The sequence below is a fragment of the Flavobacterium sp. Arc2 genome (assembly GCF_041431385.1).
Lineage (GTDB): Bacteria > Bacteroidota > Bacteroidia > Flavobacteriales > Flavobacteriaceae > Flavobacterium.
Map to the genome: position 1 here is coordinate 61,211 of NZ_JASMRH010000016.1, position 26,652 is coordinate 87,862.

Annotated in this window: 24 protein-coding genes, 1 tRNA gene and 1 pseudogene; 12 read left to right on the top strand and 14 right to left on the bottom strand. The window is 34.0% G+C overall.

The features are described 5' to 3' along the window. Positions 1 to 33: 33 nt before the first annotated feature. The 3 genes from QO182_RS12335 to QO182_RS12345 all read right to left on the bottom strand — a co-directional run bounded on the left by QO182_RS12335 (position 34) and on the right by QO182_RS12345 (position 3,800). Complete coding sequence (locus tag QO182_RS12335) at positions 34 to 1,110, bottom strand: DNA topoisomerase IB (protein WP_371561907.1); 1,077 nt, start codon at positions 1,108 to 1,110, stop codon at positions 34 to 36. Positions 1,111 to 1,330: 220 nt separating this feature from the next. Next, positions 1,331 to 3,541 carry a bifunctional alpha,alpha-trehalose-phosphate synthase (UDP-forming)/trehalose-phosphatase gene (locus QO182_RS12340; protein WP_371561909.1) on the bottom strand — a complete coding sequence of 737 codons (2,211 nt, stop codon included), beginning with the start codon at positions 3,539 to 3,541 and terminating at the stop codon, positions 1,331 to 1,333. 58 nt (positions 3,542 to 3,599) lie between these two features. Then, positions 3,600 to 3,800, bottom strand: a complete 201-nt coding sequence (locus QO182_RS12345; RefSeq protein WP_371561910.1) for a hypothetical protein — start codon at positions 3,798 to 3,800, stop codon at positions 3,600 to 3,602. Positions 3,801 to 4,624: 824 nt separating this feature from the next. Between QO182_RS12345 and QO182_RS12350 the strand changes: the two genes are divergently transcribed. Continuing rightward, positions 4,625 to 5,767 carry a saccharopine dehydrogenase family protein gene (locus QO182_RS12350; protein ID WP_371561912.1) on the top strand — a complete coding sequence of 381 codons (1,143 nt, stop codon included), beginning with the start codon at positions 4,625 to 4,627 and terminating at the stop codon, positions 5,765 to 5,767. Positions 5,768 to 5,867: 100 nt separating this feature from the next. Further along, complete coding sequence (locus QO182_RS12355; RefSeq protein WP_371561913.1) at positions 5,868 to 6,578, top strand: DUF4339 domain-containing protein; 711 nt, start codon at positions 5,868 to 5,870, stop codon at positions 6,576 to 6,578. A 185-nt stretch (positions 6,579 to 6,763) separates the two neighbouring features. On the opposite strand, the gene QO182_RS12360 is transcribed toward QO182_RS12355, so the two are convergent. The 3 genes from QO182_RS12360 to QO182_RS12370 all read right to left on the bottom strand — a co-directional run bounded on the left by QO182_RS12360 (position 6,764) and on the right by QO182_RS12370 (position 10,255). Then, positions 6,764 to 7,357, bottom strand: coding sequence for a 2OG-Fe(II) oxygenase (locus tag QO182_RS12360; RefSeq protein ID WP_371538465.1), 594 nt, complete (start codon positions 7,355 to 7,357; stop codon positions 6,764 to 6,766). Positions 7,358 to 7,520: 163 nt separating this feature from the next. Beyond that, positions 7,521 to 8,984: an AAA family ATPase gene (locus QO182_RS12365; protein ID WP_371561916.1), complete on the bottom strand. Its 1,464-nt coding sequence runs from the start codon at positions 8,982 to 8,984 to the stop codon at positions 7,521 to 7,523. A gap of 152 nt (positions 8,985 to 9,136) precedes the next feature. Continuing rightward, complete coding sequence (locus QO182_RS12370; protein WP_371538461.1) at positions 9,137 to 10,255, bottom strand: VWA domain-containing protein; 1,119 nt, start codon at positions 10,253 to 10,255, stop codon at positions 9,137 to 9,139. 148 nt (positions 10,256 to 10,403) lie between these two features. Here QO182_RS12370 and QO182_RS12375 point away from each other — a divergent pair, with 148 nt between their 5' ends. Beyond that, positions 10,404 to 11,639, top strand: a complete 1,236-nt coding sequence (locus tag QO182_RS12375; protein WP_371561917.1) for an ATP-binding cassette domain-containing protein — start codon at positions 10,404 to 10,406, stop codon at positions 11,637 to 11,639. Between the two features lie 112 nt (positions 11,640 to 11,751). Here QO182_RS12375 and QO182_RS12380 read toward each other — a convergent pair whose 3' ends face one another. The 3 genes from QO182_RS12380 to QO182_RS12390 are packed head-to-tail and all read right to left on the bottom strand — an operon-like array spanning position 11,752 to position 12,538. After that, the gene (locus tag QO182_RS12380) at positions 11,752 to 12,132 is read right to left on the bottom strand and encodes a YchJ family protein (protein WP_371538458.1); all 381 of its coding nucleotides are present in this window, start codon (positions 12,130 to 12,132) and stop codon (positions 11,752 to 11,754) included. An 8-nt stretch (positions 12,133 to 12,140) separates the two neighbouring features. Then, entirely contained in the window at positions 12,141 to 12,371 is a 231-nt protein-coding gene (locus QO182_RS12385) for a hypothetical protein (RefSeq protein WP_371538457.1), read from the bottom strand. Positions 12,372 to 12,382: 11 nt separating this feature from the next. Then, positions 12,383 to 12,538, bottom strand: coding sequence for a hypothetical protein (locus QO182_RS12390; protein WP_371538456.1), 156 nt, complete (start codon positions 12,536 to 12,538; stop codon positions 12,383 to 12,385). A 487-nt stretch (positions 12,539 to 13,025) separates the two neighbouring features. Between QO182_RS12390 and QO182_RS12395 the strand changes: the two genes are divergently transcribed. Continuing rightward, a complete protein-coding gene (locus QO182_RS12395; protein WP_371561918.1) occupies positions 13,026 to 15,869 on the top strand; it encodes a PAS domain S-box protein in 2,844 nt (947 codons plus the stop codon). Beyond that, positions 15,866 to 16,261: a response regulator gene (locus tag QO182_RS12400; RefSeq protein ID WP_371561920.1), complete on the top strand. Its 396-nt coding sequence runs from the start codon at positions 15,866 to 15,868 to the stop codon at positions 16,259 to 16,261. Before QO182_RS12395 ends, QO182_RS12400 begins: the two co-directional genes overlap by 4 nt. A gap of 15 nt (positions 16,262 to 16,276) precedes the next feature. Here QO182_RS12400 and QO182_RS12405 read toward each other — a convergent pair whose 3' ends face one another. Next, positions 16,277 to 16,834, bottom strand: coding sequence for a hypothetical protein (locus tag QO182_RS12405; protein WP_371561922.1), 558 nt, complete (start codon positions 16,832 to 16,834; stop codon positions 16,277 to 16,279). A gap of 94 nt (positions 16,835 to 16,928) precedes the next feature. On the opposite strand from QO182_RS12405, the gene QO182_RS12410 reads away from it, so the two are divergent. From QO182_RS12410 to QO182_RS12430, 5 genes and pseudogenes are all read left to right on the top strand, one after another. Continuing rightward, positions 16,929 to 17,177, top strand: a complete 249-nt coding sequence (locus tag QO182_RS12410; protein WP_371538450.1) for a hypothetical protein — start codon at positions 16,929 to 16,931, stop codon at positions 17,175 to 17,177. A gap of 176 nt (positions 17,178 to 17,353) precedes the next feature. After that, positions 17,354 to 17,794: a KTSC domain-containing protein gene (locus tag QO182_RS12415; protein ID WP_371561924.1), complete on the top strand. Its 441-nt coding sequence runs from the start codon at positions 17,354 to 17,356 to the stop codon at positions 17,792 to 17,794. Positions 17,795 to 18,491: 697 nt separating this feature from the next. Further along, the gene (locus QO182_RS12420) at positions 18,492 to 19,268 is read left to right on the top strand and encodes a DUF4369 domain-containing protein (RefSeq protein WP_371561926.1); all 777 of its coding nucleotides are present in this window, start codon (positions 18,492 to 18,494) and stop codon (positions 19,266 to 19,268) included. Between the two features lie 18 nt (positions 19,269 to 19,286). Next, a pseudogene (locus QO182_RS12425) lies at positions 19,287 to 19,673 on the top strand (TlpA family protein disulfide reductase); the annotation flags it as partial. Between the two features lie 176 nt (positions 19,674 to 19,849). Then, a tRNA-Tyr gene (locus QO182_RS12430) sits at positions 19,850 to 19,934 on the top strand. Positions 19,935 to 20,257: 323 nt separating this feature from the next. Here the strand turns inward: QO182_RS12430 and QO182_RS12435 are convergent. Both QO182_RS12435 and QO182_RS12440 read right to left on the bottom strand, forming a co-directional pair. Further along, positions 20,258 to 20,947, bottom strand: a complete 690-nt coding sequence (locus tag QO182_RS12435) for an SIMPL domain-containing protein (RefSeq protein WP_371561928.1) — start codon at positions 20,945 to 20,947, stop codon at positions 20,258 to 20,260. 53 nt (positions 20,948 to 21,000) lie between these two features. Further along, positions 21,001 to 21,639, bottom strand: coding sequence for a rhomboid family intramembrane serine protease (locus QO182_RS12440; protein WP_371538446.1), 639 nt, complete (start codon positions 21,637 to 21,639; stop codon positions 21,001 to 21,003). A 115-nt stretch (positions 21,640 to 21,754) separates the two neighbouring features. Between QO182_RS12440 and QO182_RS12445 the strand changes: the two genes are divergently transcribed. Next, entirely contained in the window at positions 21,755 to 22,624 is an 870-nt protein-coding gene (locus QO182_RS12445) for a lysophospholipid acyltransferase family protein (protein WP_371538444.1), read from the top strand. A 79-nt stretch (positions 22,625 to 22,703) separates the two neighbouring features. Then, positions 22,704 to 24,269 carry a YdiU family protein gene (locus QO182_RS12450; protein ID WP_371538442.1) on the top strand — a complete coding sequence of 522 codons (1,566 nt, stop codon included), beginning with the start codon at positions 22,704 to 22,706 and terminating at the stop codon, positions 24,267 to 24,269. A gap of 78 nt (positions 24,270 to 24,347) precedes the next feature. Here QO182_RS12450 and QO182_RS12455 read toward each other — a convergent pair whose 3' ends face one another. Together QO182_RS12455 and QO182_RS12460 are read right to left on the bottom strand one after the other, a co-directional pair. Beyond that, positions 24,348 to 25,835, bottom strand: coding sequence for an aminotransferase class V-fold PLP-dependent enzyme (locus QO182_RS12455; RefSeq protein ID WP_371538441.1), 1,488 nt, complete (start codon positions 25,833 to 25,835; stop codon positions 24,348 to 24,350). 217 nt (positions 25,836 to 26,052) lie between these two features. Beyond that, positions 26,053 to 26,631, bottom strand: coding sequence for a porin family protein (locus tag QO182_RS12460; RefSeq protein ID WP_371538439.1), 579 nt, complete (start codon positions 26,629 to 26,631; stop codon positions 26,053 to 26,055). Positions 26,632 to 26,652: the final 21 nt, after the last annotated feature.

Sequence of the window (26,652 nt, forward strand, 5' to 3'; positions counted from 1 at the left end):
AAGCACTTAAAAACGTTCACAAATGATTATTTGTTAAACTAATACTTCAGCAATTTTCTCCGTTGATAAAAGCTTGCTTAGTGCTTTTTCTTCGACATTTAATTTTCCCTTTGACATGCTTTTACGAGGTTGGTATTTCCAAATGGCTCCACTTTCAAAGGATGCAATAACTGTGGGATGCACATAATACTTTTTACAAACAGTTCGCGTATTGCCTAGTTTTTCTAAAACTGAATCTAAAACAACTACAATTTTTTTCTTACAATCAGTTGCTGATAATGGTTTCTGTTGTTGTAAAAAGCTGCTTAAAACATTTAAACTCCCTGACCAGCATCTAAAATCTTTAGCCGTAAAATCTAATGAAGTACATTCTTTCAGATAACTATTAATATCTCCAGAGCCTACAGTATGATGGTTGCCATTATCATCATGATATTGAAAAAGTTCTTGTCCAGGAATATCACGACATCTTTTTACCAAGCGCATTAATCGCTTGTCTTTTAAAGTAATGTTGTGCTTCACCCCTTTTTTTCCTTTGAACTCAAAAGAGATTAGTCCTTTACTAATTTTTGCATGTTTATCGAGTAATGTAGTAAGCCCAAAAGAACCGTATAACTTTTTATATGCTTCATTTCCTATTCTAATATTGGTTACTTCAATCAATCTAATAACTAGAGCAATCACCTTTTCATAAGGCATTCCTTTTTTATTCAAATCTTTTTCTACTTGTACTCTAATTTTTGGTAATGCCTTCGCAAATTGGCGTAAGCGATAAAATTTAGATTGATTTCGTATTCTATTCCAATTAGCGTGATAACGGTATTGTTTACTTCCTTTAGTATCAATTCCAGTTGCTTGCAAATGTGAATTCTCACAAGGCGAAATCCATACTTTTTCCCAAGCTGGAGGAAGTACTAATGTTTTGAATCGGGTTAACAATTCTCCATCATGAATTGGGACATCATTTTCATCTTTATAAAAAAATCCTTTCCCCTTTTTAAAACGGTAAAACCCTCTTGACGAATTTATAAAATAACGTAAACCGACTAATTTAGCCGTCTGTTGCGGATTATTATCAATTTTTGATAATTTAGTTTCTAGTCTGTGCACAATCAGTCACTTTAAACAATTAAAGTAAATTTAGCATGATTGTTTGTATAAATCCTTATCGTATTTCGTTTAGGAATTATAGTTTTATAATAAATAGTTCCCCTTTTTAACGGCTATTAAAATCTAAGAAAGCGTTTTTAAAACCATCAATTAAATGTGATTTTAAAAACGCTTCTTATTATTTAAACAATCTAAATGCAGAATTAACTGCTGTTATAAATTATAATGAGGTTATATTATCTAAAAGACCAAGAACTTCTGTATTGTCTTTAATGAAATAGTTGGCTACTGTTTTTACATTTCCAACTTTTACCGTGTAAGCACTTTCAGGAAGTTCTTCAAACATAAACTCATCTGTCCAGTCATCTCCCATAGCAAATATAAAATCATACTTTGTATTCGAAATAAGACTCGTAGCAGCGCGACCCTTATTGATATTGCTGTTTTTTACTTCCAGCACTTTATTTCCATCAAGAACAGAAAGACTATTATTGAATAACAAACTTTTTAAAACATGTTTCAATTCCATCGTTCTCAAAGCCGCCATTTCAGCATCTGCTTTTCGATAATGCCAAGCCAACGAATATTCTTTCTCCTCTATTAACGCTCCTGGGGTGCTATCTGTAAAAGCTTCCAGTACTGGTCTAATATTTTCTTTCCATTGTGATTTTAAATGATCTAAAGCGACCCAATCCTCTCCTATTTTTCGTAACCATGCCCCATGATCTGTAACCAAAGTGTAGCTTTTACTACCAAACCAACCTTCGAGTGTTTTACGATCTCGCCCACTAATTATGGCTACTTCAGTATTTTCGTCACGATTAATTTTGTCTAATAAGTCATATAACTCTTGACTTGGGCTAGCGTCGATTGGATTATTTTTAAAACCTACCAAGGTACCATCGTAATCCAGTAAAAGTAATTTTTTAGTAGCCGTTTTATAATGTAGCCCAATTTCTTCAATTTTATTTGGCGTAAGCTTTTTTGCAACTTGTATTGGAACAGCTTCCTTTGCCACTTTAAGCGCTTTTAAGAATTCTCCTGCCCATCGTTCTACATCGTATCTAGAAATTCTTTTTTGTAGCGCTTCTAATCTCGTTTTTTGTTCCTCTGCTGGCATCTCTAATGCTTCTTTAAGACAATCCGCTATTTGATCAAAATTATTCGGGTTTACAATCAATGCCTCATGCATTTCCTTGGCTGCACCAGCCATTTCACTCAATATCAAGACTCCATTTTCTTTTGTTCGACTAGCCACATATTCTTTCGCAACTAAATTCATTCCGTCCCTAACTGGCGTTACCATTGCCACATCTGAAGAAACATACAAATCGATTAACTCGTCAAAAGGCAATGATCTGTAGAAGTACCAGATAGGAGTCCAACTAATAGTAGATAGATCACCATTAATCCTTCCTACAAGTTCATCTGTTTCTCTTTTTAATAGTTGGTATTGGGCAACATTTTCTCTCGAAGGTACTGCTAACATTACCAATCGTACTTTTCCTTTATATTCCGGATATTTATTTAAAAAATATTCAAAAGATTTTATTCTATTAGGGATTCCCTTCGTATAATCCATTCTGTCAATAGACAAAATCAACTTACTTTCATCATTCGATCTGTTATGAAAATCGATGCTTTTCATTAATTCCGACTTAGAATCTTCGGGATATTTATCATGTTCCAATGCAGCATTATGATAGCGATTATAATCAATTCCCATGGGAAAAGAATCTACTTTTATGATTCGGTTACCATATGAAATCTCATTAAAGTTTATTTCAACATCTTTTATACGACCTACTGAACTTAGAAAATGTCGGGCGTAATCATAAGTATGAAAACCAATTAAATCAGCACCAAGCATTCCTTGAAGCAATTCATTTCGCCACGGACAAGTTCTAAAAAGCTCATAAGATGGATATGGAATGTGTAAAAAGAATCCAATAGTCAATGTAGGATTCTTTTCCCTAAGCATCTCAGGAAGCAGCAATAATTGATAATCGTGAACCCAAACCGTGTCACCATCATTAACGCTTTCTAAAACAACATCGGCAAATTTTTGATTCACTTCAACATACGATTCCCAGTGATTTAATTCAAATTCAGTATACGCTTGAAAATAATGAAATAACGGCCATAAGGCAGTATTACTAAAACCATAATAATAATTATCAATATCACTATTAGTAAGCGGGACTTGTACACATTTTTCTTTGGCCAAAGCAGCATCAACTTCCGCTTTTTGCAAATCGCTCATATCTTCGTTAGCCAAACCTGACCAACCTATCCATATCCCGTTGCCCTCTCTATGAACAGATTTCATTCCAGTAGCTAAACCACCCGAACTTGATTTTACAACTAACTTGTCTTCATCATATTTTAAATCTACTGGTAATCTATTAGAAACTATTATCGTTTTATTCATTATATTTTTTATAAAAAATTATTATCTTTAAATCAACCACTTTAGTGCTTAATATAATTTACTGCTGTGCATTACTATTTACATTGGCAACATTATCAGCATTGGTAAGTTGTGACTCACTAAATTTTCCTATTAATCTATTTCCTAAATCATCCTCCCACTGCATAATCACGTTTTCAACTAAGCCAAGTTCAAAATCAATTATTTCCATAATTTGAAATCCAAACTCTTGTCTTACATTTTGTCCTACTTTAAACATAGTTATTGTTTTTTATTCTAGTCACTTTCCTATTAGGTTATACATTCTGGCTAATAGCTACTTTTATATCATTGTAGCACTATTTTTTTTAGTAATAAAATTACCCCCACCCCTGCTGAATCCTATTACAATACCCCCTTTAGATTTTATAGAATTGTCACTCAAAATAGTGAATTATTTAACTACCAGCTAATTATGAAACTGAAAATTAATAATTCCTTCTAAAAATTACACATTAAGATCCTGACATCACTTTTTTTTCATGAATTCTTAATTTATCGTATAAATAATAAGTATGCTGCCATTTTAGGCTTTTCACTACAAGTCCGCGGGCATCGCACTTAAAAACATAAACACAAAACGAGCTTCCTACGGTCGCTGTTTTGGGTTTTGTTTTATTTAGTGCTCCTTCCCTTACGGGCTTTCCGTTACTATCCTAGGCAGGACGTAAACATTGTATCTGCTCGAATTAATTCTTTAGTGTCTTGACTACAATCATTATCTTAAGTAAAGACCCCATCTGCTTTTTGATAGATTGGTAGGTTTTGAGTATTATTAAATCGAGACATCATAGTTGGGTTATTTGAAAACAATACCACGTTTTTTATTACAAAAAAACCAAGTCTACCATATTAAAATTTAGGTGGATTTGACTAATTATCATTAATTAATCGGTACTATTTTGTTATCCCGAGGTTGCGGGACGTGGCCAAAAATAGTTCTAGCAAATAAATTGAGAGGAACAACAGTACCTAATTTTAAACCACTAAATATTTAATTAATTAAAAATCAATTGTTTATATAAATTTTATTAACTTTAGTATATGAAAAAACATTTCAATATTATTATTGCAGGTGCAGGAGGTATTGCTGAGGCAGTTAGTTTAATTTTAGCCGAATGGAGTGATGTCACTCCTACTCTTTATATAGGTGATAGGAGTTTTTTAAAAGCTAAAAAAGTAGCTAAATGGGTTGAGGAAGGAACAACAAAACCCTGCACTATCAAAGCTTTTAATCTTGACGAAAAAGAATTAACTGAGGAAATGATTGCCATCTTTCAACAGGGGGACATCATTCTCGATTGTCTCCCAGGTAGTGCATCACCAAGAATTGCTCAATTTGCAAAAGACTTCAAACTTCACTATGCTAACCTTACCGAGTATGTGGCCGAGACGGAAGAAATTATAGCTTTGTCTAAAAATGCCGATACTGGTTTTCTACTACAAACTGGCTTAGCACCTGGATATATTAATTTATTAGCCCATGAATTATTCCGAAAATTTTGTAATGACTACAAAGTCAACTCTGTTCACACTTTAGAATTCAAAGTAGGTGCTTTAACAAAACATGCTGTAGCACCGCATTACTACGGATTTACTTGGAGTCCCGTAGGTGTGGCCACCGAATATCTAAAAGCTACCGTCGTACTTAGAGATTACGTAAAAACCACGCTTCCCTCCTTATCAGAAAGAGCTGAAATTATTATTGACGGCATTACTTATGAAGAAGACCTTACCTCTGGTGGTGCTGCTGATTTACCTCATGCCTTATCTGGAAAAGTGTGCAGACTTGATTATAAAACGCTACGCTACCCCGGTCATTACGCATGGATTGAAAAGCAAATTAAAAAAATAGATGTTGCCGCATCTAAAATTAAAGAACTACAATACAAAATGCAAGAGGTAATTCCACATATTGAGGACGACCAAATTGTATTGTATGCCGCCATACAAGGCAGAGATATTGAAGGTGTTTTACGCCGTCGAGAAATAGCCAAAACCATACTTCCTCAAAAAATAGGAAATCATCTACTAAGAGCAATTCAAACCACTACCGCAGCTCCTTTGGCGCAAGCCGCTCAATTACTACTAGAAGGCAAGCACAGAGGCGTTCTTCTTCAAAGTCATATTGATTCAGCCGCATTCCTCAACGGATTTTTTGTTTCAAGAGTATATGGAAAATTATAAAATCTAACTAGAACAAAACAAACTACTGTTTTCAACACAAACAAAATACATTTTTTTGTAATATTACACTCTATTAAAGCACAGCAAATATTTGCAATTTATGAGAAGCTACTACATCAATAATGGCAAGGAAAATGGTGGTCCTTTTACCCTAGAAGAATTAAAAAAACAAGACTTAAATAAAGCCTCTTTAGTTTGGTACCAAGGTATGAACGAATGGAAAAACGCTCAGGATATAGAGGAACTTAAAACTTTTTTCGCAGTAGTTCCTCCAACGATAAAGCGATCAATTCCTTCTCCAGAAATTGAGCCCATAAAAAAGTCTACAACAATTTTAGGATTAAAGAAAAGTCACTTTTTTTTGACGCTTTTATTTTTATCCATATTCGCAGCTGTCCTTGTGCTTAATGTTATTCAAAATAATAAACGAAGCGAATTAGATTTAAAAAATAAACAAACAGAATTCAGTAACGAAAAAATCACACTGGAACAAAACGAATTTAACGAACAACGAATACAAGACGAAATAAAAAAAAGAATAGCATTAGAAAATAATAACCTGAGAAGAAGAGATTCTATTAACAGTCGTATTACTGAAATTAAGGCCTTACTTATTGACAATAAAAATCAGTTCGAAAACACACAAAAGGATTTTACAGATGCCGAAAAATTCACATTCTTTCGATCTGAAAATGAAAAACTAGAAGAAATGAGCTTGTTGCAAAATGATCTCCAAAACATAAAAAGTCAAATAAGCCAACTACAAAATGAATCGGACAGATTGTATTTACAACTTGAAACAATTCATTAATAACCTGTTGCTATAACTGACATGCAAACCGTCCTATTGATTTAAAATATAATAAAGTGGGATACATAAGCAGTACATTAGAAAATAACACACAGATAAAGCAGATTTAAAGGTTCTCCGCATTTTTATATTAGGTGCGGAAATCTATTTAATCTGCGTCTCAATTACTAAAACTGTTTTAAACATCAATCACATTTTAACCAACCTGTAATACTCATACGGGTATTTTGAGTAACTAAAACTTCATGAAGCAGCTCATCGCTTTTAAAGAAAACAGTTTTTCCCTGCGTCGGTGCAATTTTCTGGTTATTATTATCTTGGTGAATTAACAATTCCCCGCCATCAGCCGGTTGCCAATTACTATTTAAATAACTAATCATCGAATATTTCCGACTTGGATTATTGTGAAATTGATCATAATGTTCCAAGTAAAAATCGCCCTTTTCATATAAGGAATAATGAAATTCATAGCCTGTAATTCCAGTGAAACAACTTTCATTTAGGTAGGCTATAAAAGCTTCAATTTGAACAAAAAAAGCATTTTCAAATTCGTTATTGTGTTTTTTATCCAACCAATAAATAGAATCGCTTCGCACAGCGCTATCATAAGCAATAACTTCTGAGTTTCCAGTTCCAGCGACAATTAATAAATTTTGTTGATTTAAGGCGAGTAAATTTTGCTTTAAGCTATTGGCCAAGTCGTTGCTTAAAAAATGTTCAGAGATACCTACTTTATTCTCGATATAGGAGGTAATTAAAGCTTCAAAGCTATTTTCCATTGTATTTCATTGACCGAAAGTGATGCCAACGTAGCAAGGTAGATTAAAAATAAATAGCAATAGGTATTTACTAAACTTAATAATCATTACGAAGTACATAAAAAAAAGGATCCAGAACTGAATCTGAATCCTTTTTGCAATTTTATAAATGCTATATTAGTGATTATAATTTACTGATATAACTTCCATACATATCTTTGAACTGGTAACCATCAGTTATCCTGTCTTTGCTCAGTTTTTTATATTCTACCATGGCCCACAAAATAAATTCTTTCATGAAAAATTTGTCTTCTTTTTCTAATTGGGGTTGGTATTTCTTAACCAATATTTCCAAAGGAACTATTGATCCTAGAATTCTCTGGTATTCCTCATCTGTAGCGTCATCTAATAATTCAAAACCGCTTTCTGCAAAAAACCATTCGATTAAATCCGTATAGGCCGTTTTTTCATCTGGTTTCTCTAGTTTTTCAATTTTCGGGAAATAACCTGGGAAAAACGTATGAATTGCTGATCCAATAAGGTTTTGCGCTACAAATGCTGCTCCCTCCTGCTCTCCTTCATAAACCAACTCAACCTTACCTGTTATCGATGGAATAATTCCCATAAAGTCAGATAAACGCAAGGTGGTTTTGTCTACTCCAGCTTTTAGCGAGCGACGCTCTGCCGTACTTAATAAGTTTTCATAAGCAGTTATACTCATACGGGCACTTACCCCACTTTTATTGTCAATATATTCACTTTCTCTAGCTTCAAAACTAATTTGTTCTAATAAATCTTTGGCCAGAGAAGGAACATGAACCATATCGCTCTGAGCAACGTCCAGCTTCGCTTCTTGTTCTGTAATAGTACGGGCGATTTGTACCGTTTCAGGATAATGTGTCAATATTTGAGATCCAATTCTATCTTTCAACGGAGTTACAATATTCCCTCTGTTAGTATAATCTTCTGGATTTGCAGTGAATACAAATTGCATATCTAGCGGCATTCTCAATTTGAATCCTCTAATTTGAATATCACCTTCCTGCAAAATATTAAACAATGCCACTTGGATTCTGGCTTGTAAATCTGGTAATTCGTTAATCACAAAAATACAACGATTAGCACGTGGAATCATCCCAAAATGAATCACACGATCATCAGCATAAGACAGTTTTAAATTAGCGGCTTTAATAGGATCAATATCACCTATCAAATCGGCAACAGTTACATCTGGTGTAGCTAATTTTTCAAAGAAACGATCACTTCTGTGCAACCATGAAATAGCGGTAGCATCTCCGTTTATTGCAATTAAATCTTTGGAATAACGCGAAATAGGCTTTAGCGGATCATCATTAATCTCTGAACCAGTCACAAATGGAATATACTCATCCAGCAATTCAATCATTTTTCTCGCTAAACGAGTTTTTGCTTGACCACGAAGCCCCAATAGATTGATGTTGTGACGCGATAATATAGCACGTTCTAACTCAGGAATTACCGTGTTTTCAAAACCGTGAACACCCTCAAAAGTTGGCTTTCCTGATTTTATTTTCTCTCTTAGATTAGTACGTAATTCTTCTTTTATACTTTTACTTTGATATCCTGAAGCTTTTAACTCCCCTAATGTATTTATATTTTCTATTTTCATTTTTTTTATTTAATTAACCGCTAAGTGCGGGAAGTCGTTATTCTAATTTCTTACGGTAACTCATTATATTTAAAAACAAAAGACGTTAAGTATTTATTGCTATCCTCTTTATTTCACTGCTCGACTGAACATTAAAAACTGAACACTGAATACTACTTAATTCTCTTTTTACGATTCGTCTCATAATCTTCGAAGATCATTTCACCAAGACCTTTCAGTCCCGTATAAAAGGCTTTTCCTTGATTAGCTTCTGTAAACTTATTGACAAATTGCTGTAAATACGGATCGTTTGCAATCATAAATGTTGTTATTGGAATATGCAGCTTTCTGGCTTGTTGTGCCTGACTGTAGCATTTATCTACAATATATTCGTCCAGCCCATTACTATTCATATAATAGCTACCATCTTTCTCACGAACACAACTCGGCTTACCGTCTGTGATCATAAAAATTTGTTTGTTGGTATTTCGCTTTCTTCTCAGTAAATCCATTGCCAGTTGCAATCCCGCCACGGTATTAGTGTGAAAAGGACCTACTTTTAAGTACGGTAAATCTTTAATGGCGATAGTCCAAGCATCATTTCCAAAAACCAAAATATCTAAAGTGTCTTTTGGATAGCGTGTCGTAATTAGTTCCGCTAGCGCCATAGCCACTTTTTTGGCGGGTGTGATTCGGTCTTCACCATACAAAATCATACTGTGACTGATGTCGATCATCAGTACGGTACTCATTTGGGATTTATACTGGGTGTCCTCGACAACCAAATCATTTTCGGTGAGCATAAAGTCTTCTACTCCGTTATTGATTTGGGCATTACGTAAACTCTCAGTCAGGGAAATTCGTTCCAGGCCGTCGCCAAAATGAAACTCCCTAAATTCTCCCGTATGCTCATCTCCATTCCCGGAATGTTTTGTTTTGTGATTTCCGCTTCCAGACCGCTTCAAATTTCCGAAAATCTGGTCTAAAGCTTGCTGCCTGATGGCACGTTCTGTTTTCGCCGTTATTCCAATACCTGAAGTTCCATCGTCCTTTAGTTCATCTCTGATGTATCCTTTTTTCTTTAAATCTTCTATAAAATCATCGATGGTATAGTGTTCATCTGTGAGTTTATATTCTTTGTCTAATTCCCGCAACCAGTCAATTGCTTCGTCAAAATCTCCTGAAGTATGTGTGATTAATTCCTTGAAAATTCCAAAGAGTTTATCAAACGGAGACTGATTTGGCGCCTCATATTGCTTGAAGTAGAAACCTTTTTTAGTATCATTTTTCATAGACTTTAAAATTACATCATTTTGAAACAGTGTCTTGGCAAACGATTATTAATTTTTAGTTAAAAAAAGAGTTTGTTATCACATTCCTTTCGAATCAGGTGGTACGAAAATAAATAAGTTTAATTTTATCGTTTTAAAAAAATCAATAATGGAACCATTAGAACATTGGGGAATCTTTCTATCCAATCAAGTCGATAAAAATGCATTTATAGAAACCATTCTTTCTGGAGCATCCCGCACAGAGCTAAGTACTTTTAACACTAAAAAAGGAATCCTTTTTTCAGACATAGCCATTGACAACTTCATTAAAAAAGAATATCAATATGATACAGTCGAAACTTCATTTGAGACCCCAAGAAAGCTAAGGACTTTTTCATCTGGCGAACGAAAAAAAGTTTTTTTGAACTATTGCATCGACCAAGAACCTGATTATATTATCGTTGACAATCCACTAGACCATTTAGATCAAAAATCTAGAAATACGATTACAATTATATTACAGGAATTAGCTCAAAAAACGCAATTGATTCTATTAGTAAATCGTCAAAGCGATTTAGTTCCTTTTCAAGTAAAAAAAGCGCACATCAAAGACAATTCATTTGTCTTGAACGAAATAAAGCCAATAATTAAAGCGCAAGATTTATTTAAAGCGAATAGCATCCCACCACCTCTTGACCCCATCATTTTTTCTGAAGAGGTTCTAATAAAAATGAATAATCTTTGCGTAAGCTACCACGAAAAACCAATTTTAAATAATATTAATTGGACTATTAAAAAAGGAGATTTCTGGCATTTACTGGGTCCTAATGGATCTGGAAAAAGCACCTTGCTCTCTTTAATAACGGGAGACAATACAAAGGGCTACGGACAGGATTTATATCTTTTTGGCATGAAAAAAGGTAGCGGAGAAAACATCTGGGATATAAAAAAGAATATTGGTTACTTTTCGACCGCCATGACTGATTTATTTCAAAAAAATGACAGTCTCGAACAAATGGTTTTATCTGGTTTTTTTGACTCCATCGGCTTGTACACACAACCCACAGTTTTACAAAAAAATATAGTTTCGCAATGGCTTGAGTTAATCCATTTAAGTCTACTTAAAAACAAACCTTTTAAAACACTTTCAATAGGCCAACAAAGACTTGCGCTCATTGTGCGTGCCGTACTAAAACATCCTCCTTTATTAATTTTAGATGAGGCTGTAGAAGGGTTAGATGATGAAAATGTTGCCATGGTGGCACAACTCATTACCCTTTTATCGCAAGAAACAAATATGGCGATTTTATACGTTTCTCATCGAATTGAACCTAACATTATCCCTAATACAGTTTATGAATTAACACCTAATACAACAGGTTCTACTGGTATAGTTAGAAACTAATCGTACTATAAATTTAATTTTGGCGTGACCACAAGGGTCGTGCTTTACGCTCTCAATCTCCCGAAAAAAACGGGAGGATTTCCGCTGCAATCACTCACGCGATTACGTGGTACTAATAAAATTCTCCATCAACATAAAACCAACTTCCGTCTTCTAATTTAAAAGTAGAATGTTCATGATGAATTTGTGCATGAAGTGTGCTATCAAGATAAAATGCTTTAAAAGTAACCGTATTTATAGTCGCGTCTAAAACAGATAATTTAATCCATTCATTACTTTGAGACCACTCTAAAATATCTTCTTTTTTATGGTGCTTCCGCGTAGAAACATGAGTCGTTGCTACTAAATAATCTGCTTTTTGTGTAGCATATGCAGAATAGCGCGAGCGCATCAAAGCTTCTGCTGTAGGGGCTTTTTTAACTCCTTTGATGTAGCTTTCGCAACATTGGCTAAAGTTCTTTAGCGAACCGCAATAGCATTTTAATGTTGTCATAGAGGTTGTTATGCCTGCCCATTAAGAGCTATTATCTTTTGGTGCAATTGATTTAATAATACTTGGTATTTACTGATTTCAATCAAATCCTCGTCTTCATCAGAAAAATCAAGAAAATCATCTAACTGCTCACTTACTTCCGCTAATTTGTTGTTCGCTTCTTTAGCATTTTTAATTGCAATCAAATCAATTATTTCCTGAACATTTTTGTTCAATAAGATAAATTTATCGTTTTCCATTTTTTGTTTAATTAAATAGTAGTATCTGAATTCTTAGTATCGTGGAATTTTTTCACAATTTGTTTTAACTTTTCTTTGCGAAGAATCTCTGCATTTTTCACCCTATCCTGTGCTTTATGCAACTTATCGTTATGCTTTTTGATATTCTTTTCGTTATTCCTGCTCATAATAATTTGTTTTTCAATCTATTTCTATACTACCTATTCTTAACGCAACATGCACTTTAGCTAATCACTATTAAAAATAAAATAATTTTAATCTTAAATCGAAGATTCTTGTACTTTAGAATTATTAGGCAAAGTTCGGCATTTTAATTGAAATCATACTGTGCTTCTATGGCTTAATAAAACCTTTCTGCTATTTGTATTAAAAATTAACAATCCTCCAGAACGAATTGATTCCCATTAAACCAAATAAATTTAATGATTTAATAACCTTACTTACTAGTTCATGAAAAATCAACACCATATCTTAGTTGATTTTATTAATTTATTTTTAGTCCTAACAACGATCCAACAGGAAATTTAATCTTTCATTACGTTAATTAATAATCTATAAATTTACGGTTTTCAGTAATTTCTTATATATTTATAAAATTTTTATAATTAAAATTGTAAGTCATTCAAGATTCCCGCAATCCCTCAAATAGCATAAATGAAATCTGAAAATACTAGATTAAAATTTTACCATTGGTTTTTAACAAATCCAAAAACAACGGGCTTCTTTACATTCCTATTCTTGAGCATTTTTGTAGGATACATCGCTTTTCAGCAATATAAAATAGTTAAAGATGATGAACAGCACGCGATGAGATATACGCTTGAAACTATTCATCAAAACATTGAACAGTCACTTAAAAACTCTTATACAACCACACTTTCCTTAGCGCTTACTATAAATGACGAGGGTGTTCCTGAAAATTTTGACACCATTGGAAAAAAATTAGTAGCTTCTAATCCAACTGTCTCTGCAGTTCAGTTAGTACCAGACGGAATCATTAAATATACTTATCCTGCAAAAGGCAACGAAGCCGCAATGGGTTTAGACATTTTGAAGTCCGTATCTCTTAGAAAAGAAGCGTTAAAATCGATTCAGACTCGGAAAATGTTCTTCGCCGGTCCCTTTAATTTGAAACAAGGTGGTGTTGGGATTGTGGGGCGTCTTCCTGTATTCCAGAATAATAAATTTTGGGGGTTTTCAGCAGTTATCATTAAACTAGAAGACCTCTTGAAGTATTCAGGGGTACATAGCATAAATCATTCTAAATATTACTTTCAGTTTTCAAAGGTAGACCCTGTTACTCAAAAAGAGGTTTTCTACCTGCCCAAAGAGAACGAATTTTCAAAAAATTATAGCGTATCGTTTCGTATACCTGATGGTGATTGGGAAATATACCTTACCTCTAAACATCAAAACTATCTATATGGCCAAATTGTAATACCAGCCATTTTTGGTTTGCTATTAGCAGCATTATTTGGTTTTTTGGTAACGATTATCCTGAAAAAACCGGCCGAATTACAACTTTTAGTCGAAAATCAGGCCGCTATCCTTTCTGATGGCGAAATAAAATTTAAATCGATATTTGACCAAGCTGCTGTGGGTATCGCATACATGGACTCTATCGACGGCTATTTTCTCGAAATCAATGATCAATATTGTAAATTATTAGGATATTCAGCCCAGGAATTGCAAAAAAAAACATTTCAATCCGTCACGTATCCTCACGACCTGAAACAAGATCTATCAAATTTAGAAAAACTGAAACAAGGAACGATCAGAGAATACTCAATGGAAAAACGATACAGAACAAAATCCGGAAAAATTATCTGGACTAATCTAACCGTTTCACCCCTTTGGAGTGTTGGCGAGAAACCATCCACTCACATTGCGATTGTTGAAGATATTTCATTAAAAAAAGAAGCCGAAGAATTACTTAAAAAAAGTGAAATTCGTTTTAAAAGTCTATTTAATGACTCTCCTCTTCAGCTATGGGAAGAAGATTATTCTGCAGTTAAAAAATACCTTTCAGATCTGAAACTCATTGGTGAAGACCCTGAAAAAATTTCCACTCATTTATTTAAACATCCTGAAGTAGTGAGGAATTGTTTCTCCTTGGTTAAAATTCTTGATATTAATGCGGAATGTCTTGTTCATTTTTTCCCTAAAACAAAGTTTGAAATCCTTAACGATTCTTCAATTATTTTTACCGAAGAATCTATTCCTTCTTTTATCAAAAATATTGAGGCAATCTGCTTAGGCAAGAATCAATTTAAAATAGATGCCAAGACAAAAAATCCAAATGGAGAGATCAGGGACATACATTTGATGTACAATGTAATGAAAGGATATGAAGATTCTCTAGAAAGAGTAATAATCTCAACCGAAGATATTACAGCAAGAAAAACAGCTGAAAAAAATATTATTGATTCACAAAAAAGAATAGAATCTCTAATTAATACTATTGATGGAATTGTTTGGGAAAGTGACCTTGCAACCTTTTCATTTTCCTTTATCAGTAAAAAAGTAGAAGAAATATTAGGTTATACTCAAGAGGAGTGGCTGGCGAGTCGTACTTTTTGGAATGACCATATTCATCCGGAGGATCGAGAATGGGCAGTCAACTATTGCAATTTGAAAACAACTCAGAACTTAAATCATACTTTTGAATATCGAATGATTGCTAAAAACGGATCAATTGTTTGGCTGAAAGATATTGTAAGTGTTGTTTATGAAAATGATAAAACTGTAGGTTTAAGAGGTATCATGATCGACATTACAAAGAACAAAGAAGCAGAAAAAGATTTAAAGAATTCTTTTAACCTCGTTACAGAACAAAATAAAAGGCTTTTAAACTTCTCTTATATCGTGTCTCATAATTTAAGATCTCATACTAGTAATATCGCTTCAATTACGTCCTTAATCGAAACCTCTGATTCTGAGCAAGAAAAAAATGAGTTGTTACTGCTATTAAAATCGGTATCTAATTCGTTAAACGAAACGATGCTACACTTAAACGAGGTTATAAACATTAGGAATAATATCGGTTTGATATCAGAATCTTTGAATTTAAACTACTATTTAGAGGCAACAAAAAAAGTGCTTTCTCAACAAATAATTGCAAAAAAAGTAACTATTTTTGCCGAAATTCCTCATGATGTAAAGGTCAATTACAATCCTGCCTATTTAGAGAGTATTTTATACAACATTATTTCTAACTCAATTCGGTACAGCCACCCAGATAGGACACCCGTTATTAACATTAAATGGTTAATTGAAGAAGAAAAGAATGTACTACAAATTTCAGACAACGGAGTTGGAATTGATATGGTAAAAAATGCAGACAAAATATTTGGGATGTACAAAACATTCAGTAATAACCCGGAATCGAAAGGAATTGGATTATTTATTACAAAAAACCAAATTGACGCTATGAACGGAAATATTACGGTGGAAAGCACGCCAAACGTAGGTACTACTTTTAAAATTTATATTCGATGACAAAAAAGAAAATATGGGTCATAGACGATGATTCAATTTACCAAATCATCGTTACTAAGATTATCCAAAAAACAGATTTATTCTCGACTATTTCTTCTTTTCATGACGGTAAAGACGGTTTAGAAGCCTTGGTTAATGTAATTAAAAACAAAGAAGTACTTCCAGATATCATTCTTTTGGATATCAATATGCCCGTTATGGACGGATGGGAATTTATGGAAGAACTGGGAAAACTGAAACTTGTACTAAACAAAAACATTGACGTCTATATTTCAAGTTCTTCGATTGCAATTGAAGACAAGAACAAATCAAAAACCTATCCTGCAATTTTAGGCTATTTATCTAAACCTATTACTAAGAACGATATCGAATTGATTGCTACCAACGATTAAAATAACATAGAATAATCAAGAGGTAGTATCCATCAGATCTCTTTTAATTTCCTCTAAAGGTTTAGTCGTGAAAATTAATTCCTCTATAATTTTTTTTCGCAAAACATCTAAGTCATCATATTCATAATACTTAGCCCATGAAGTCAAATTGAGTAGATTTCTAATTTGCTTGATTTTTTTTGTCGTTTCAAAACTGGTACGAAGTATTGCTTTTCCATTATAATCAGGGTTGTTTTTATGCTGATAATTAACCGTTTTCTTCTCATAATTCATTTCTAAATAATACAGTTCCTCCACCGCATTATCAGGATAAAATTGAGACCAAGGCGCAAAACCTAATTTAGTTTTCGAGTCAGATTCGGGTTCCATAGCTTCTAATCTCCATTTACTATTAGCTAATCTTCCCCAATGGTTTGACAGGCGATACATACCCAATTTAGTGTAGTAATAGTTACTCCCTGACTTACTAGCATATTGCACCGTTAGCGCTTCGAGACTGCTTATGGGTAGCTCCTGAAAAACACAGAAAGTGTTCTTGAAAGATTTAGGACTGGGGCGAAATATTTTTTGCATTGCACAAAGGTAGTCAGAAAGTCTAAAATGCGGCAGCGGGAACTAAATATTTGATTAACTTTGCAAATTAGAACTTTATAAAATTAAATTGATTATGACAAAGTCTTCACAAGAAAAAATGTTACAAAAAGGGGTTTATACCGGGATAATGGAAAAAGATGAAAACAACAATTTCTTTTGTGGTGAATATCTTTTAGATTATAAAATGGCGAGTTCTAATCATACTCTAGGAGATTATATTACAATTAAGTCGATCATAGAGAACCCTAGTGATATCAGCTATAACAAGTATCCTAAGAAATCTAAAAACTTCGATAAAGCAAACAACAAACCGCAACAATAATATTGTTTTAAAGTCCATTTATTTAGAAACTAAGAACTGTTGTACGCTCTTTTTTATGAATATTTTTTAGTCTCAAACTAAAAATTAAAAAAAAAGTGTACTTTTGCAAAAAATTTGTCGGTTCTGAAATCAAATTATATTGATTTTATATTAAAAGACAAGTAGTTACCATATTTATGAAAAAAATAGTTGAATACCGCAAACTGCTAAATGTAGAAAAAACTGCAGAGCTTAAAGAGTTAAAAACGATCTACCGTAATTCTATGAAGGAATGTCATCCTGATAAATTTCAAGGTGATGAGGCAGGATTAAAAGCAGCTGAAGAAAAAAGTAAACAAGTAATTGAGGCCTACCACTTCTTAGTAAGTATCAATCCTGAAACTACAAAGTTAAACTTACCTGAATACACAGAAACAATTACAACTGCAACAATTACTGATTACAAATTTGTTGAAGGTAGATTGATTATCAATTTTTCAAACGGTAGCGTTTATGAGTACATCAGTGTACCTAAAGCAACTTATGTAAAAATGGTAAATGCAGCATCTCCTGGAAGATTCGCAAAAAGACACATTCTTGGTTCTTTTACCTGGAGAAAAACATTAAACCAAGACTAAATTACTCTACAATAGAAATACTAAAAGCACTCTTAACGGGTGCTTTTTTTATACATCCTCTTTTTTAATATTTGAGATTTAGCTAATATCTCTCTTCCTATCAGTTATTCTACAAAAACAGCCATTTTTTACTGACTAATATCCTCTGGTTACACATTAAAAATACTGCAATAGACTTCAATACACAACTGGATTGCAACACTACTGTATTATAAAGAGAGGTAAATTAAAGGCACATATGATTACTTTAAATAAATTAAAACAAGTAGCTTATTGCATTATGCAATAGAAATTAGAACATAAATCCACCTAAAAATAGACCTAATTCTAATTTTAAAAACAACAAAACTACTATCTTCTAAATTGCGGTGACCTGATAACCTATATAAATTATTTTAAACCAATGCCGATTTCTATCAGTATTGATAGCAACAAAAACCTAATAAGCAATTGGTTACACTAAAAACAAGACACAATTCTGCCCATCAGATACACTAATAAATATCCCTGGGTTAAAAAGAGAGTGCCTGAGACTTGGTGTACAAACACTCCTCTTTTATTCCGTATTTTAACAACTATCTGCTGATATTCATCATTATGAATACTAAAAAAATAACAAAAATTTAGGTTATAAAATTAATTGTACTTTAATAAATTTAAATACTTTTGCACACTTAACTTAATTAACTAATTAATAATGAAAAAAATAATTTTATTACTTTCTGTTGCTGTTGTTTTATTTTCTTGCAACAAAGTTGGAAAAGATGAATTCCTTATCACTGGTACTGCAACTGGTATTGAAAATGGTAAAACTATAATCTTAGAAACTCAAGATCCTACCACTGGCGCTATTACAGCTTTAGATACTGTAAAAGTAGAAAACGGTAAGTTTGAAATCAAAGGAAAGGTTACTGAACCATCTTTCCATACTATACAATTAGAATCAGTAGCAGGAAAAGAACCTTACGGAAAAATTCCTTTTATCTTAGAAAATGGAGAAATCACTATCGCTATCGATAAAGACAGTATTCAAAAATCTAAAGTTTCAGGAACTTATAGTAATGATGAGTATGTTAAATTCAATGAGGAAATTAAAGTAGTTCAAAAGAAACTAATGGATTTCCAAACTCAAAACATGCAAGCAATGAATGCAGCGCAACAAACAAAAGATACAGCTGTAATCAATAAATTGATGCAAGGATATACAGAAATTCAATCAGAAGTTGGTGCTGCTACTAAAGCAAAATATACAACTTACGCTGAATCACATCCTAAGTCTTATATCAGTGTATTAATTGTACAAGGAATGGTTAACGATCCAAGTGCTGATATTAAAAAAACGGAGACAATTTTCAATAGTTTAGAAGAGTCTTTAAAAAACACTAAAGCTGGAAAAGCTGTTAAAACAAAACTTACTGAAGTTAATTCTCCTGCTGTTGGTGCTACTGCTGCTCCAATGGGAGACGCTAAATGAACTTCAAATTTTTCTGCGCCAAATCCTGAAGGGAAAGTAATTTCTCTTAAAGAAAGCTTAGGAAAGGTAACAATTGTAGATTTCTGGGCATCATGGTGCGCTCCTTGTCGACAAGAAAACCCAAATGTTGTTGCGATCTATAAAGAGTTACACGCAAAAGGTCTTAATATCATTGGTGTTTCATTAGATAAAGATGCTGCCAAATGGAAAGAAGCTATCGCAAAAGATAAGTTAACCTGGAATCAGGTTTCTAATTTAAAATTTTGGGATGAACCAATTGCAGCTCAATATGGAGTTGAAGCAATTCCTGCAACTTTTATACTTGATGCTTCTGGTAAAATTGTAGCAAGAGATTTAAGAGGCGCTGAACTTAAAGCAAAAATTCTTGAACTTTTAGCTAAATAATCGTTTTTCAAGAACAGATAAAAAAAATCTCCCTAGTGGAGATTTTTTTATTTTATTCAATACCAATCAGTTAAAAATAATAGTGAAATTAAGTGCATTATTTGTTTGCAGAAACGAAAAGTGTTACTATATTTGCCACCGCTAACAACAACATAAGTGTTGTACTCAAAGGCTTCGGGGAGATACTCAAGCGGCCAACGAGGGCAGACTGTAAATCTGCTGACTACGTCTTCGTAGGTTCGAATCCTACTCTCCCCACCAAATCGCTGCAAGCAATTGCAGCGATTTTTTTTTGCCCCAATAAATGCAAATAAAACAGATCAAGGATCAAAAGCAAAAGTTGGGGATTATCCAAAAAGGTTAGATAATCTAAATAGAAGAAAATTAATTTTACGAACTCCTCTAAACTGACTTCTAAATCGCTTCAAGCAGCTATAGCTGTTTGTTTAGTTCCAGTTAGCATAACTATACACTACTCTATTTTTATTACCTCACAGCTTACAATAAAGCCAAAAAAGAATATAAAAAAAAAGCCCCGCCTCTTATTGAAAGAGACGGGACCTTAACTATTATTTATTCTGTTCTTATTCTAAAATAAAACTTACACTTACATTTGCAGTTATTGTGATTTCTCCCGCTGCCAATGTCTCTCTCGGCGCTGCACTCTCGTCCATCGACATGGTCTTCATTCTTGCATATACAGGCTGTGGTTGAGAGTTTTGCGAATTGTCTGAGATAGTTATCGCTTTACCTACTTTCTGTCCCAAAACAGACACAAAATCCTCTGCCTTAAGCTTAGCGTCCTTCATCGCTAATTTTCTTGCCTCTGATTGGTATTGCGCTAATTTTGAAGACTGAAAAACCACATTATCAATCCTGTTGATTCCCTGATTCACTAAACCTTCCATTAACTCATCATATTTAGATAGATCTCTCAATATTATTTCAACCGTTTGAGTAGCGTTGTAACTCGTTTTCTTTTTTTCATAATCATAAATCGGATTTAATGAAACACGTTGTGTTCTATAATCAGCTGGTGCCAAATTCATTTTTTTTATGATTCTAAGTACCGCTTCCATTTGTTGGTCATTTTCCTTTTTTACGTCCTTAGCATTATTTCCTTTTGTTTCCACAGTGGCAGAAATGGTAGCCTGATCTGGAACAACTTTTACTTTTCCTTCTCCTACAACACTGATTTGAGGAACTTGTTTAATTTCTTGTGCATATGACATCGTCATAAACATCATTGACAGTACTACTAGTGCTTTTTTCATCTTGAACTATTTTAATTAATTTATGAACTAATATTCTTTCAAAAGTTATGCCACTATAATTTGCCCATTTTTGCCATCACAAAAAGAATAATTATAGGAATAGTAAGTAACACAACCATAAAAGTATGGTCAACTACTAAGTGCGGATTAGATATCAAAGTAATCAAATACCCCCCAATAGCACCTCCAAAATGCGCCGTATGACCTATGTTATCGTTCTTAGCTCTCATTCCGTAAATAGAATAAAGCAAATAAAGTATTCCAAAAAGATAAGCCGGCATTGGAATTATAAAAAAGATCCCTAACATCATGTCTGGTTGCAATAATATTGCCGAATACAAAATACCCGTAACGGCCCCAGAAGCCCCTATCGCTCTATAATTATAATCGTCTTTATGGAACATGATAGTCAATAGACTTCCAAAAATTAAACTTCCAAAATAAATAATCAAAAACGACAAGCTTCCTAAATGACCTATAACCACAGGAGCAAAAAAGTAAAGCGTAATCATATTGAAGGCCAAATGCGCAATATCAGCATGAAGAAAACCAGAGGATATCAGTCTAATTTGTTCACCGGCGCGAACACTGCCCATATGGAATTCGTATTTTCTAAAAAAAGATTGGTCATTAAACCCTTTCCAGCTAACTAATGCGGTTACAACGATTATTGCTATTAAAATGATATTCATAAAGTCTATTTATTGTGAATTGCAAATGTACTAATTCTCATAGACCCTATTAGTACCTCATCAAAATATATCTGGTTATTCATTTTTGACTTATCTTTGCAAGAAAAAATACTGCATGCAATTTCTCGTTTTCATCATAGCTTACCCTTTTCTTTGGATTATTTCCATTCTTCCTTTTCGCATTTTTTACTGGTTGTCAGACTGCGTCTATTTTCTAGTCTATTACATTATAGGCTATCGTAAAAAAGTTGTTAGAGCAAACTTAGCTTTGGCACTACCTAATCTTAGTGATCAGGAAAGACTAGTAATTGAGAAGAAATCATACAGACACTTATGTGATATGTTTATGGAAATGATAAAAACCATGACCATATCATCCGAAGAAATGAACAAAAGATTTGTAATCACAAATATCGAGTTGATGAAAGAGTACGAACAAAAAGAAAAAAGCATTATGCTTATAGCTTCCCATTATGCGAGCTGGGAGTGGTTAATCACACTTAATCAAAAAATTAGCTATCAAGGGGTGGGCGTCTATAAAAAATTAAGTAACAAATATTTTGACAAACTCATCAGGGATATTCGATCAAAATACAATACAGAACTGGTTACCACCAGCAAAACGATTCCTTATATCTCCCATAATCAAAAAGAGAATATACTATCTATATACGGTTTGGCCAGCGACCAATCCCCAAAAGCTGGTAGGATTTTTCATTGGAAATCCTTTATGGGTGTCGAAGTTCCAGTGCATACCGGTCCCGAAATGTTGGCAAAAAAATATGATCTTAATGTGATTTTTGCAAAAGTAAAAAAAGTACGAAGAGGCTATTATGAAGCCACTCTGATTCCTATCAGTGATGATCCTAAGTCGGTTCCTAATTTTGAAATTACCGATGCTTTTATTCAGGAAGTAGAAAAACAAATCCATGAAGCTCCCGAATATTATTTCTGGACTCATAAAAGATGGAAACACAGACGCTAAGACGGACGCCATAATTTTAGTTTTAATTAACTGTTGGTCCAAAAATATTTGACTAATTTTGAGGCTAATGCAAAACAAAATGAAGTTAAAAATCAACAATAGATTTAGCGCAGAATTACCTGCAGATCCTGATGAAACCAATGTTACGCGTCAGGTAAAAAACGCTTGTTTTTCCTATGTTAAACCCCAAGTTCCTTCGAACCCCAAATTAATTCATTTTTCAGAGGAAGTAGCAGCGATGCTAGGCATTTCTAATGAAGAGATACAATCACCTGAATTCACAAATGTATTTTCAGGGAAAGAACTACTACCGGATTCACGACCGTACTCCATGAGTTATGCCGGACATCAGTTTGGTAATTGGGCTGGGCAATTAGGAGACGGTAGAGCTATTATTCTTGCCGAAGTAGAATACAGGGAACAAGTTTACACTTTACAATTAAAAGGAGCTGGTATGACGCCTTACTCACGCAGAGCTGACGGTTTGGCGGTATTGCGTTCTTCCATCCGAGAGCATTTGTGTAGCGAAGCTATGTTCCACTTAGGTGTTCCTACTACCCGATCTTTATCGTTGATGCTTACTGGAGACCAGGTTTTGCGCGACGTGATGTACGACGGAAACCCTGCCTATGAAAAAGGTGCCGTAGTTTGCAGAGTAGCACCCTCTTTTATTCGTTTTGGAAATTTCGAGTTATTCTCCTCACAAAAAGATCTCAAAACATTAAAGACACTCGCTGATTTTACGATTAAATACCATTTTCCTGAAATTAAAGGAAATACGACAGCCAATTATGCCGCCCTTTTACAAGCCGTTGCAAACAAGACTCGCGAAATGATTGTGCACTGGCAACGCGTTGGTTTTGTGCATGGCGTGATGAACACAGATAATATGTCTATTTTAGGACTTACTATAGATTATGGACCTTATGGATGGCTAGAAGACTACAACCCCAACTGGACTCCTAATACAACGGATCGTGAAAATCGCAGGTATCGCTTTGGCAACCAAGCCGAAATAGCACTTTGGAATCTATATCAGTTGGCTAATGCATTGTATCCACTGATCCAAGAAGCAGCTCCCCTAGAAGCAATATTAGAGGCCTTTCAGTCGCAATACGAGCAGGAATATTTAAGTATGATGCGAGATAAAATAGGACTATCCACTACAGAAGATGAGGACAACCAGCTTATTCATATCCTCACAGAAAATCTACAATTGACAGAAACGGATATGACTATTTTCTTTAGAAAATTAAGCCAAATCGAGAAAGAAAAATCCGTTGAAGATGCTTTTGAATTGATAAAAGAATCCTTTTACAAAATGGAAGAGCTTGTAGACAAAACATACGATGCCTGGATGTATTGGTTTACCCAATATTTAAACAGACTAAAACAAGAGTCAATATCAGATGCCGACCGTAAAGTTGCCATGGATAGAGTGAATCCTAAGTATGTATTGCGTAATTATATGTCACAATTAGCTATTGAAGGGGCCGAAAAAGAAGATTATTCGCTAATTGAAGAACTACACCTTTTATTAAAAAACCCTTATCAAGAACAAGCAGAGCACCAAAAATGGTTTGCCAAAAGACCGGATTGGGCCAGAGAAAAAATTGGTAGCTCCATGCTTTCCTGTAGTTCTTAAGATGAATTAATACCAACTAAAAAGCCCTTTAAGTATCTCTTAAAGGGCTTTTGTATATAAAACATATTTCTTAATGGGTTACATTGAAAACCAACTTTTAACCAATTCGTCTTCTAACGGCTGCGCATCCTTGTGGACAAACTCGTTACTATCTCTATTGTAGGTGTAGTCCAAAGCCCATGTTTTATGGTTTTCTGCCAAAGCCTTGATGCTGTTGCAAACAAATTCAATTTCGGCATTTGTTGTTGTAGGATGAATAGACATTCTAATCCAACCCGGCTTTCTGATTAAATCCCCTAAGGTAATTTCATCAATCAATTTATGGGACGTTTCTTGATCTACGTGCAATAAAAAATGTCCATAAGTACCAGCGCAACTGCATCCTCCACGAGTTTGTATTCCGAATTTATCATTTAGTAGTTTTACACCCAAATTGAAATGCAAATCTTCAATATAGAACGAGATTACACCCAATCGATCTTGGTGTTGTGCCGCCAAAATTTTAATATTCGAAATAGTTCCTAATGCTGAGAATATGTAATCTACAATTTCGTGTTCTCTTTTCAGGATATTATCAATTCCCATCTGGTCTTTTAACTGAATTACCAGAGCAGTCTTAATCACTTGTAGAAAACCTGGAGTTCCGCCGTCTTCCCGATCTTCTATATTATCAATATATTTATGTCCGCCCCAAGGATTAGTCCAAGAAACAGTTCCTCCTCCAGGGTTATCAGGAACTAAGTTTTGATATAATTTTTTATTAAAGACTAAAACACCGCAGGTTCCAGGTCCACCAAGAAACTTATGTGGTGAAAAGAAAATGGCGTCCAAAAAGCTTTCTGGATCTTCAGGATGCATGTCTATTGGCACATAAGGTCCTGAACAAGCAAAATCAACAAAGCAAAGTCCGTTATGTCGATGCATTATTTTTGCCACCTCGTGATAAGGTGTTCGTATGCCAGTTACATTAGAGCAGGAAGTAATTGATGCAATTTTAAAACTTCGTTCTTTGTATTTTTCTAAAAGTATTTCTAAATTTTCTACACTAAATAATCCATCTTCTGTAGCAGGGATAACTTCAACATCAGCAATCGTTTCTAACCAGGAAGTTTGATTCGAATGGTGTTCCATGTGCGAAATAAAGACAACAGGTTTCTTATCAGCAGGTACGTTTATAAAATCTTTCAAGTTCTCTGGTACTTTCAGTCCTAGAATACGTTGAAATTTGTTTACTACCCCTGTCATACCTGTTCCGTCCGTAATGAGAACATCATCACTATTTGCATTAACATGCTTTTTGATAATACTTCTCGAATGGTGGTATGCTTTCGTCATTGCTGTACCAGACACCGTTGTCTCTGTATGCGTATTGGCAACAAAGGGTCCAAATTTATTCATCAATTTTTCCTCAATAGGACGGTATAAACGACCGCTCGCTGTCCAATCCGTATAGATAATTTGTTGTTGCCCGTACGGAGAAGTGAAGTCTTGATCGATTCCTATGATATTCTTTCGGAATTGTTGGAAATATTGTTCTAATTGGGTTGGATTCTCTTTGGTAGTCATTATAGTCATTATTTGGTTGTAAAGATAATTGAATTTTAGGGAACCTGCAATTGAGATCGATTGTCATTCGGCCCAAGACTTATTATGGACGGCTGGAATTTATACTTTTAAGATAAGTAACAACTATTTCTAAAAACATCACTCATTCGAGATAAAAGCAAAACCCTTTCAAAGTACTACTCTGAAAGGGTTCATCCTATTATTAAAACGTCATAATTTACAAATCAAATCCAACTGAAAATTGCCAAACTCGGTTTTGTGCTTTTCCTTCGTCATACAAGTCTCCAAGGCCTAGGTGGTAACGCACTCCTAAACTTATTCCGGAATTAGTTTTAAAACCTGCTCCAAAGTTCATACCCCAATCAAAGTTATTAGGATCATATTCCTGAGAACTACTAAACAACCCATCGTATTCTTCCTTATGAGAAATAGCTAATCCTATTTGTGGCCCAGTTTCTAAGAAGAAGTTTTTAGAGGGATATGCTTTTAGCATAACCGGTAAGTTTATATAATTCAGTTTTTGGGTAAACGTGCCATTAACATCTTTAATTTCGTACCCTTGTTGCGAATACATCAATTCGGGTTGGATAGAAAAGCTTTCGCTGATAAATGACTCGCCGTAAACCCCTATTTGAAACCCGTGTCGCTGTCCCGTTTCTCCATCCCCGTCAAAACTTACTGCAGCTAAATTATATCCTCCTTTGATTCCTGCATTTGACTGGTGCGTCGCTGTATCCTGTGCGTTTGATGTAGCGATACCTACTAATAAAGCTAGTGTACTATATATCGTTTTCATGTTTTTATTATTTATGTTATT

Coding starts and splice junctions, on each gene's coding strand:
- QO182_RS12340 (WP_371561909.1), bottom strand. CDS start 3,541: ATGAATAAAACGATAATAGTTTCTAATAGATTACCAGTAGATTTAAAA.
- QO182_RS12345 (WP_371561910.1), bottom strand. CDS start 3,800: ATGTTTAAAGTAGGACAAAATGTAAGACAAGAGTTTGGATTTCAAATT.
- QO182_RS12350 (WP_371561912.1), top strand. CDS start 4,625: ATGAAAAAACATTTCAATATTATTATTGCAGGTGCAGGAGGTATTGCT.
- QO182_RS12355 (WP_371561913.1), top strand. CDS start 5,868: ATGAGAAGCTACTACATCAATAATGGCAAGGAAAATGGTGGTCCTTTT.
- QO182_RS12360 (WP_371538465.1), bottom strand. CDS start 7,357: ATGGAAAATAGCTTTGAAGCTTTAATTACCTCCTATATCGAGAATAAA.
- QO182_RS12365 (WP_371561916.1), bottom strand. CDS start 8,984: ATGAAAATAGAAAATATAAATACATTAGGGGAGTTAAAAGCTTCAGGA.
- QO182_RS12370 (WP_371538461.1), bottom strand. CDS start 10,255: ATGAAAAATGATACTAAAAAAGGTTTCTACTTCAAGCAATATGAGGCG.
- QO182_RS12375 (WP_371561917.1), top strand. CDS start 10,404: ATGGAACCATTAGAACATTGGGGAATCTTTCTATCCAATCAAGTCGAT.
- QO182_RS12380 (WP_371538458.1), bottom strand. CDS start 12,132: ATGACAACATTAAAATGCTATTGCGGTTCGCTAAAGAACTTTAGCCAA.
- QO182_RS12385 (WP_371538457.1), bottom strand. CDS start 12,371: ATGGAAAACGATAAATTTATCTTATTGAACAAAAATGTTCAGGAAATA.
- QO182_RS12390 (WP_371538456.1), bottom strand. CDS start 12,538: ATGAGCAGGAATAACGAAAAGAATATCAAAAAGCATAACGATAAGTTG.
- QO182_RS12395 (WP_371561918.1), top strand. CDS start 13,026: ATGAAATCTGAAAATACTAGATTAAAATTTTACCATTGGTTTTTAACA.
- QO182_RS12400 (WP_371561920.1), top strand. CDS start 15,866: ATGACAAAAAAGAAAATATGGGTCATAGACGATGATTCAATTTACCAA.
- QO182_RS12405 (WP_371561922.1), bottom strand. CDS start 16,834: ATGCAAAAAATATTTCGCCCCAGTCCTAAATCTTTCAAGAACACTTTC.
- QO182_RS12410 (WP_371538450.1), top strand. CDS start 16,929: ATGACAAAGTCTTCACAAGAAAAAATGTTACAAAAAGGGGTTTATACC.
- QO182_RS12415 (WP_371561924.1), top strand. CDS start 17,354: ATGAAAAAAATAGTTGAATACCGCAAACTGCTAAATGTAGAAAAAACT.
- QO182_RS12420 (WP_371561926.1), top strand. CDS start 18,492: ATGAAAAAAATAATTTTATTACTTTCTGTTGCTGTTGTTTTATTTTCT.
- QO182_RS12435 (WP_371561928.1), bottom strand. CDS start 20,947: ATGAAAAAAGCACTAGTAGTACTGTCAATGATGTTTATGACGATGTCA.
- QO182_RS12440 (WP_371538446.1), bottom strand. CDS start 21,639: ATGAATATCATTTTAATAGCAATAATCGTTGTAACCGCATTAGTTAGC.
- QO182_RS12445 (WP_371538444.1), top strand. CDS start 21,755: ATGCAATTTCTCGTTTTCATCATAGCTTACCCTTTTCTTTGGATTATT.
- QO182_RS12450 (WP_371538442.1), top strand. CDS start 22,704: ATGAAGTTAAAAATCAACAATAGATTTAGCGCAGAATTACCTGCAGAT.
- QO182_RS12455 (WP_371538441.1), bottom strand. CDS start 25,835: ATGACTACCAAAGAGAATCCAACCCAATTAGAACAATATTTCCAACAA.
- QO182_RS12460 (WP_371538439.1), bottom strand. CDS start 26,631: ATGAAAACGATATATAGTACACTAGCTTTATTAGTAGGTATCGCTACA.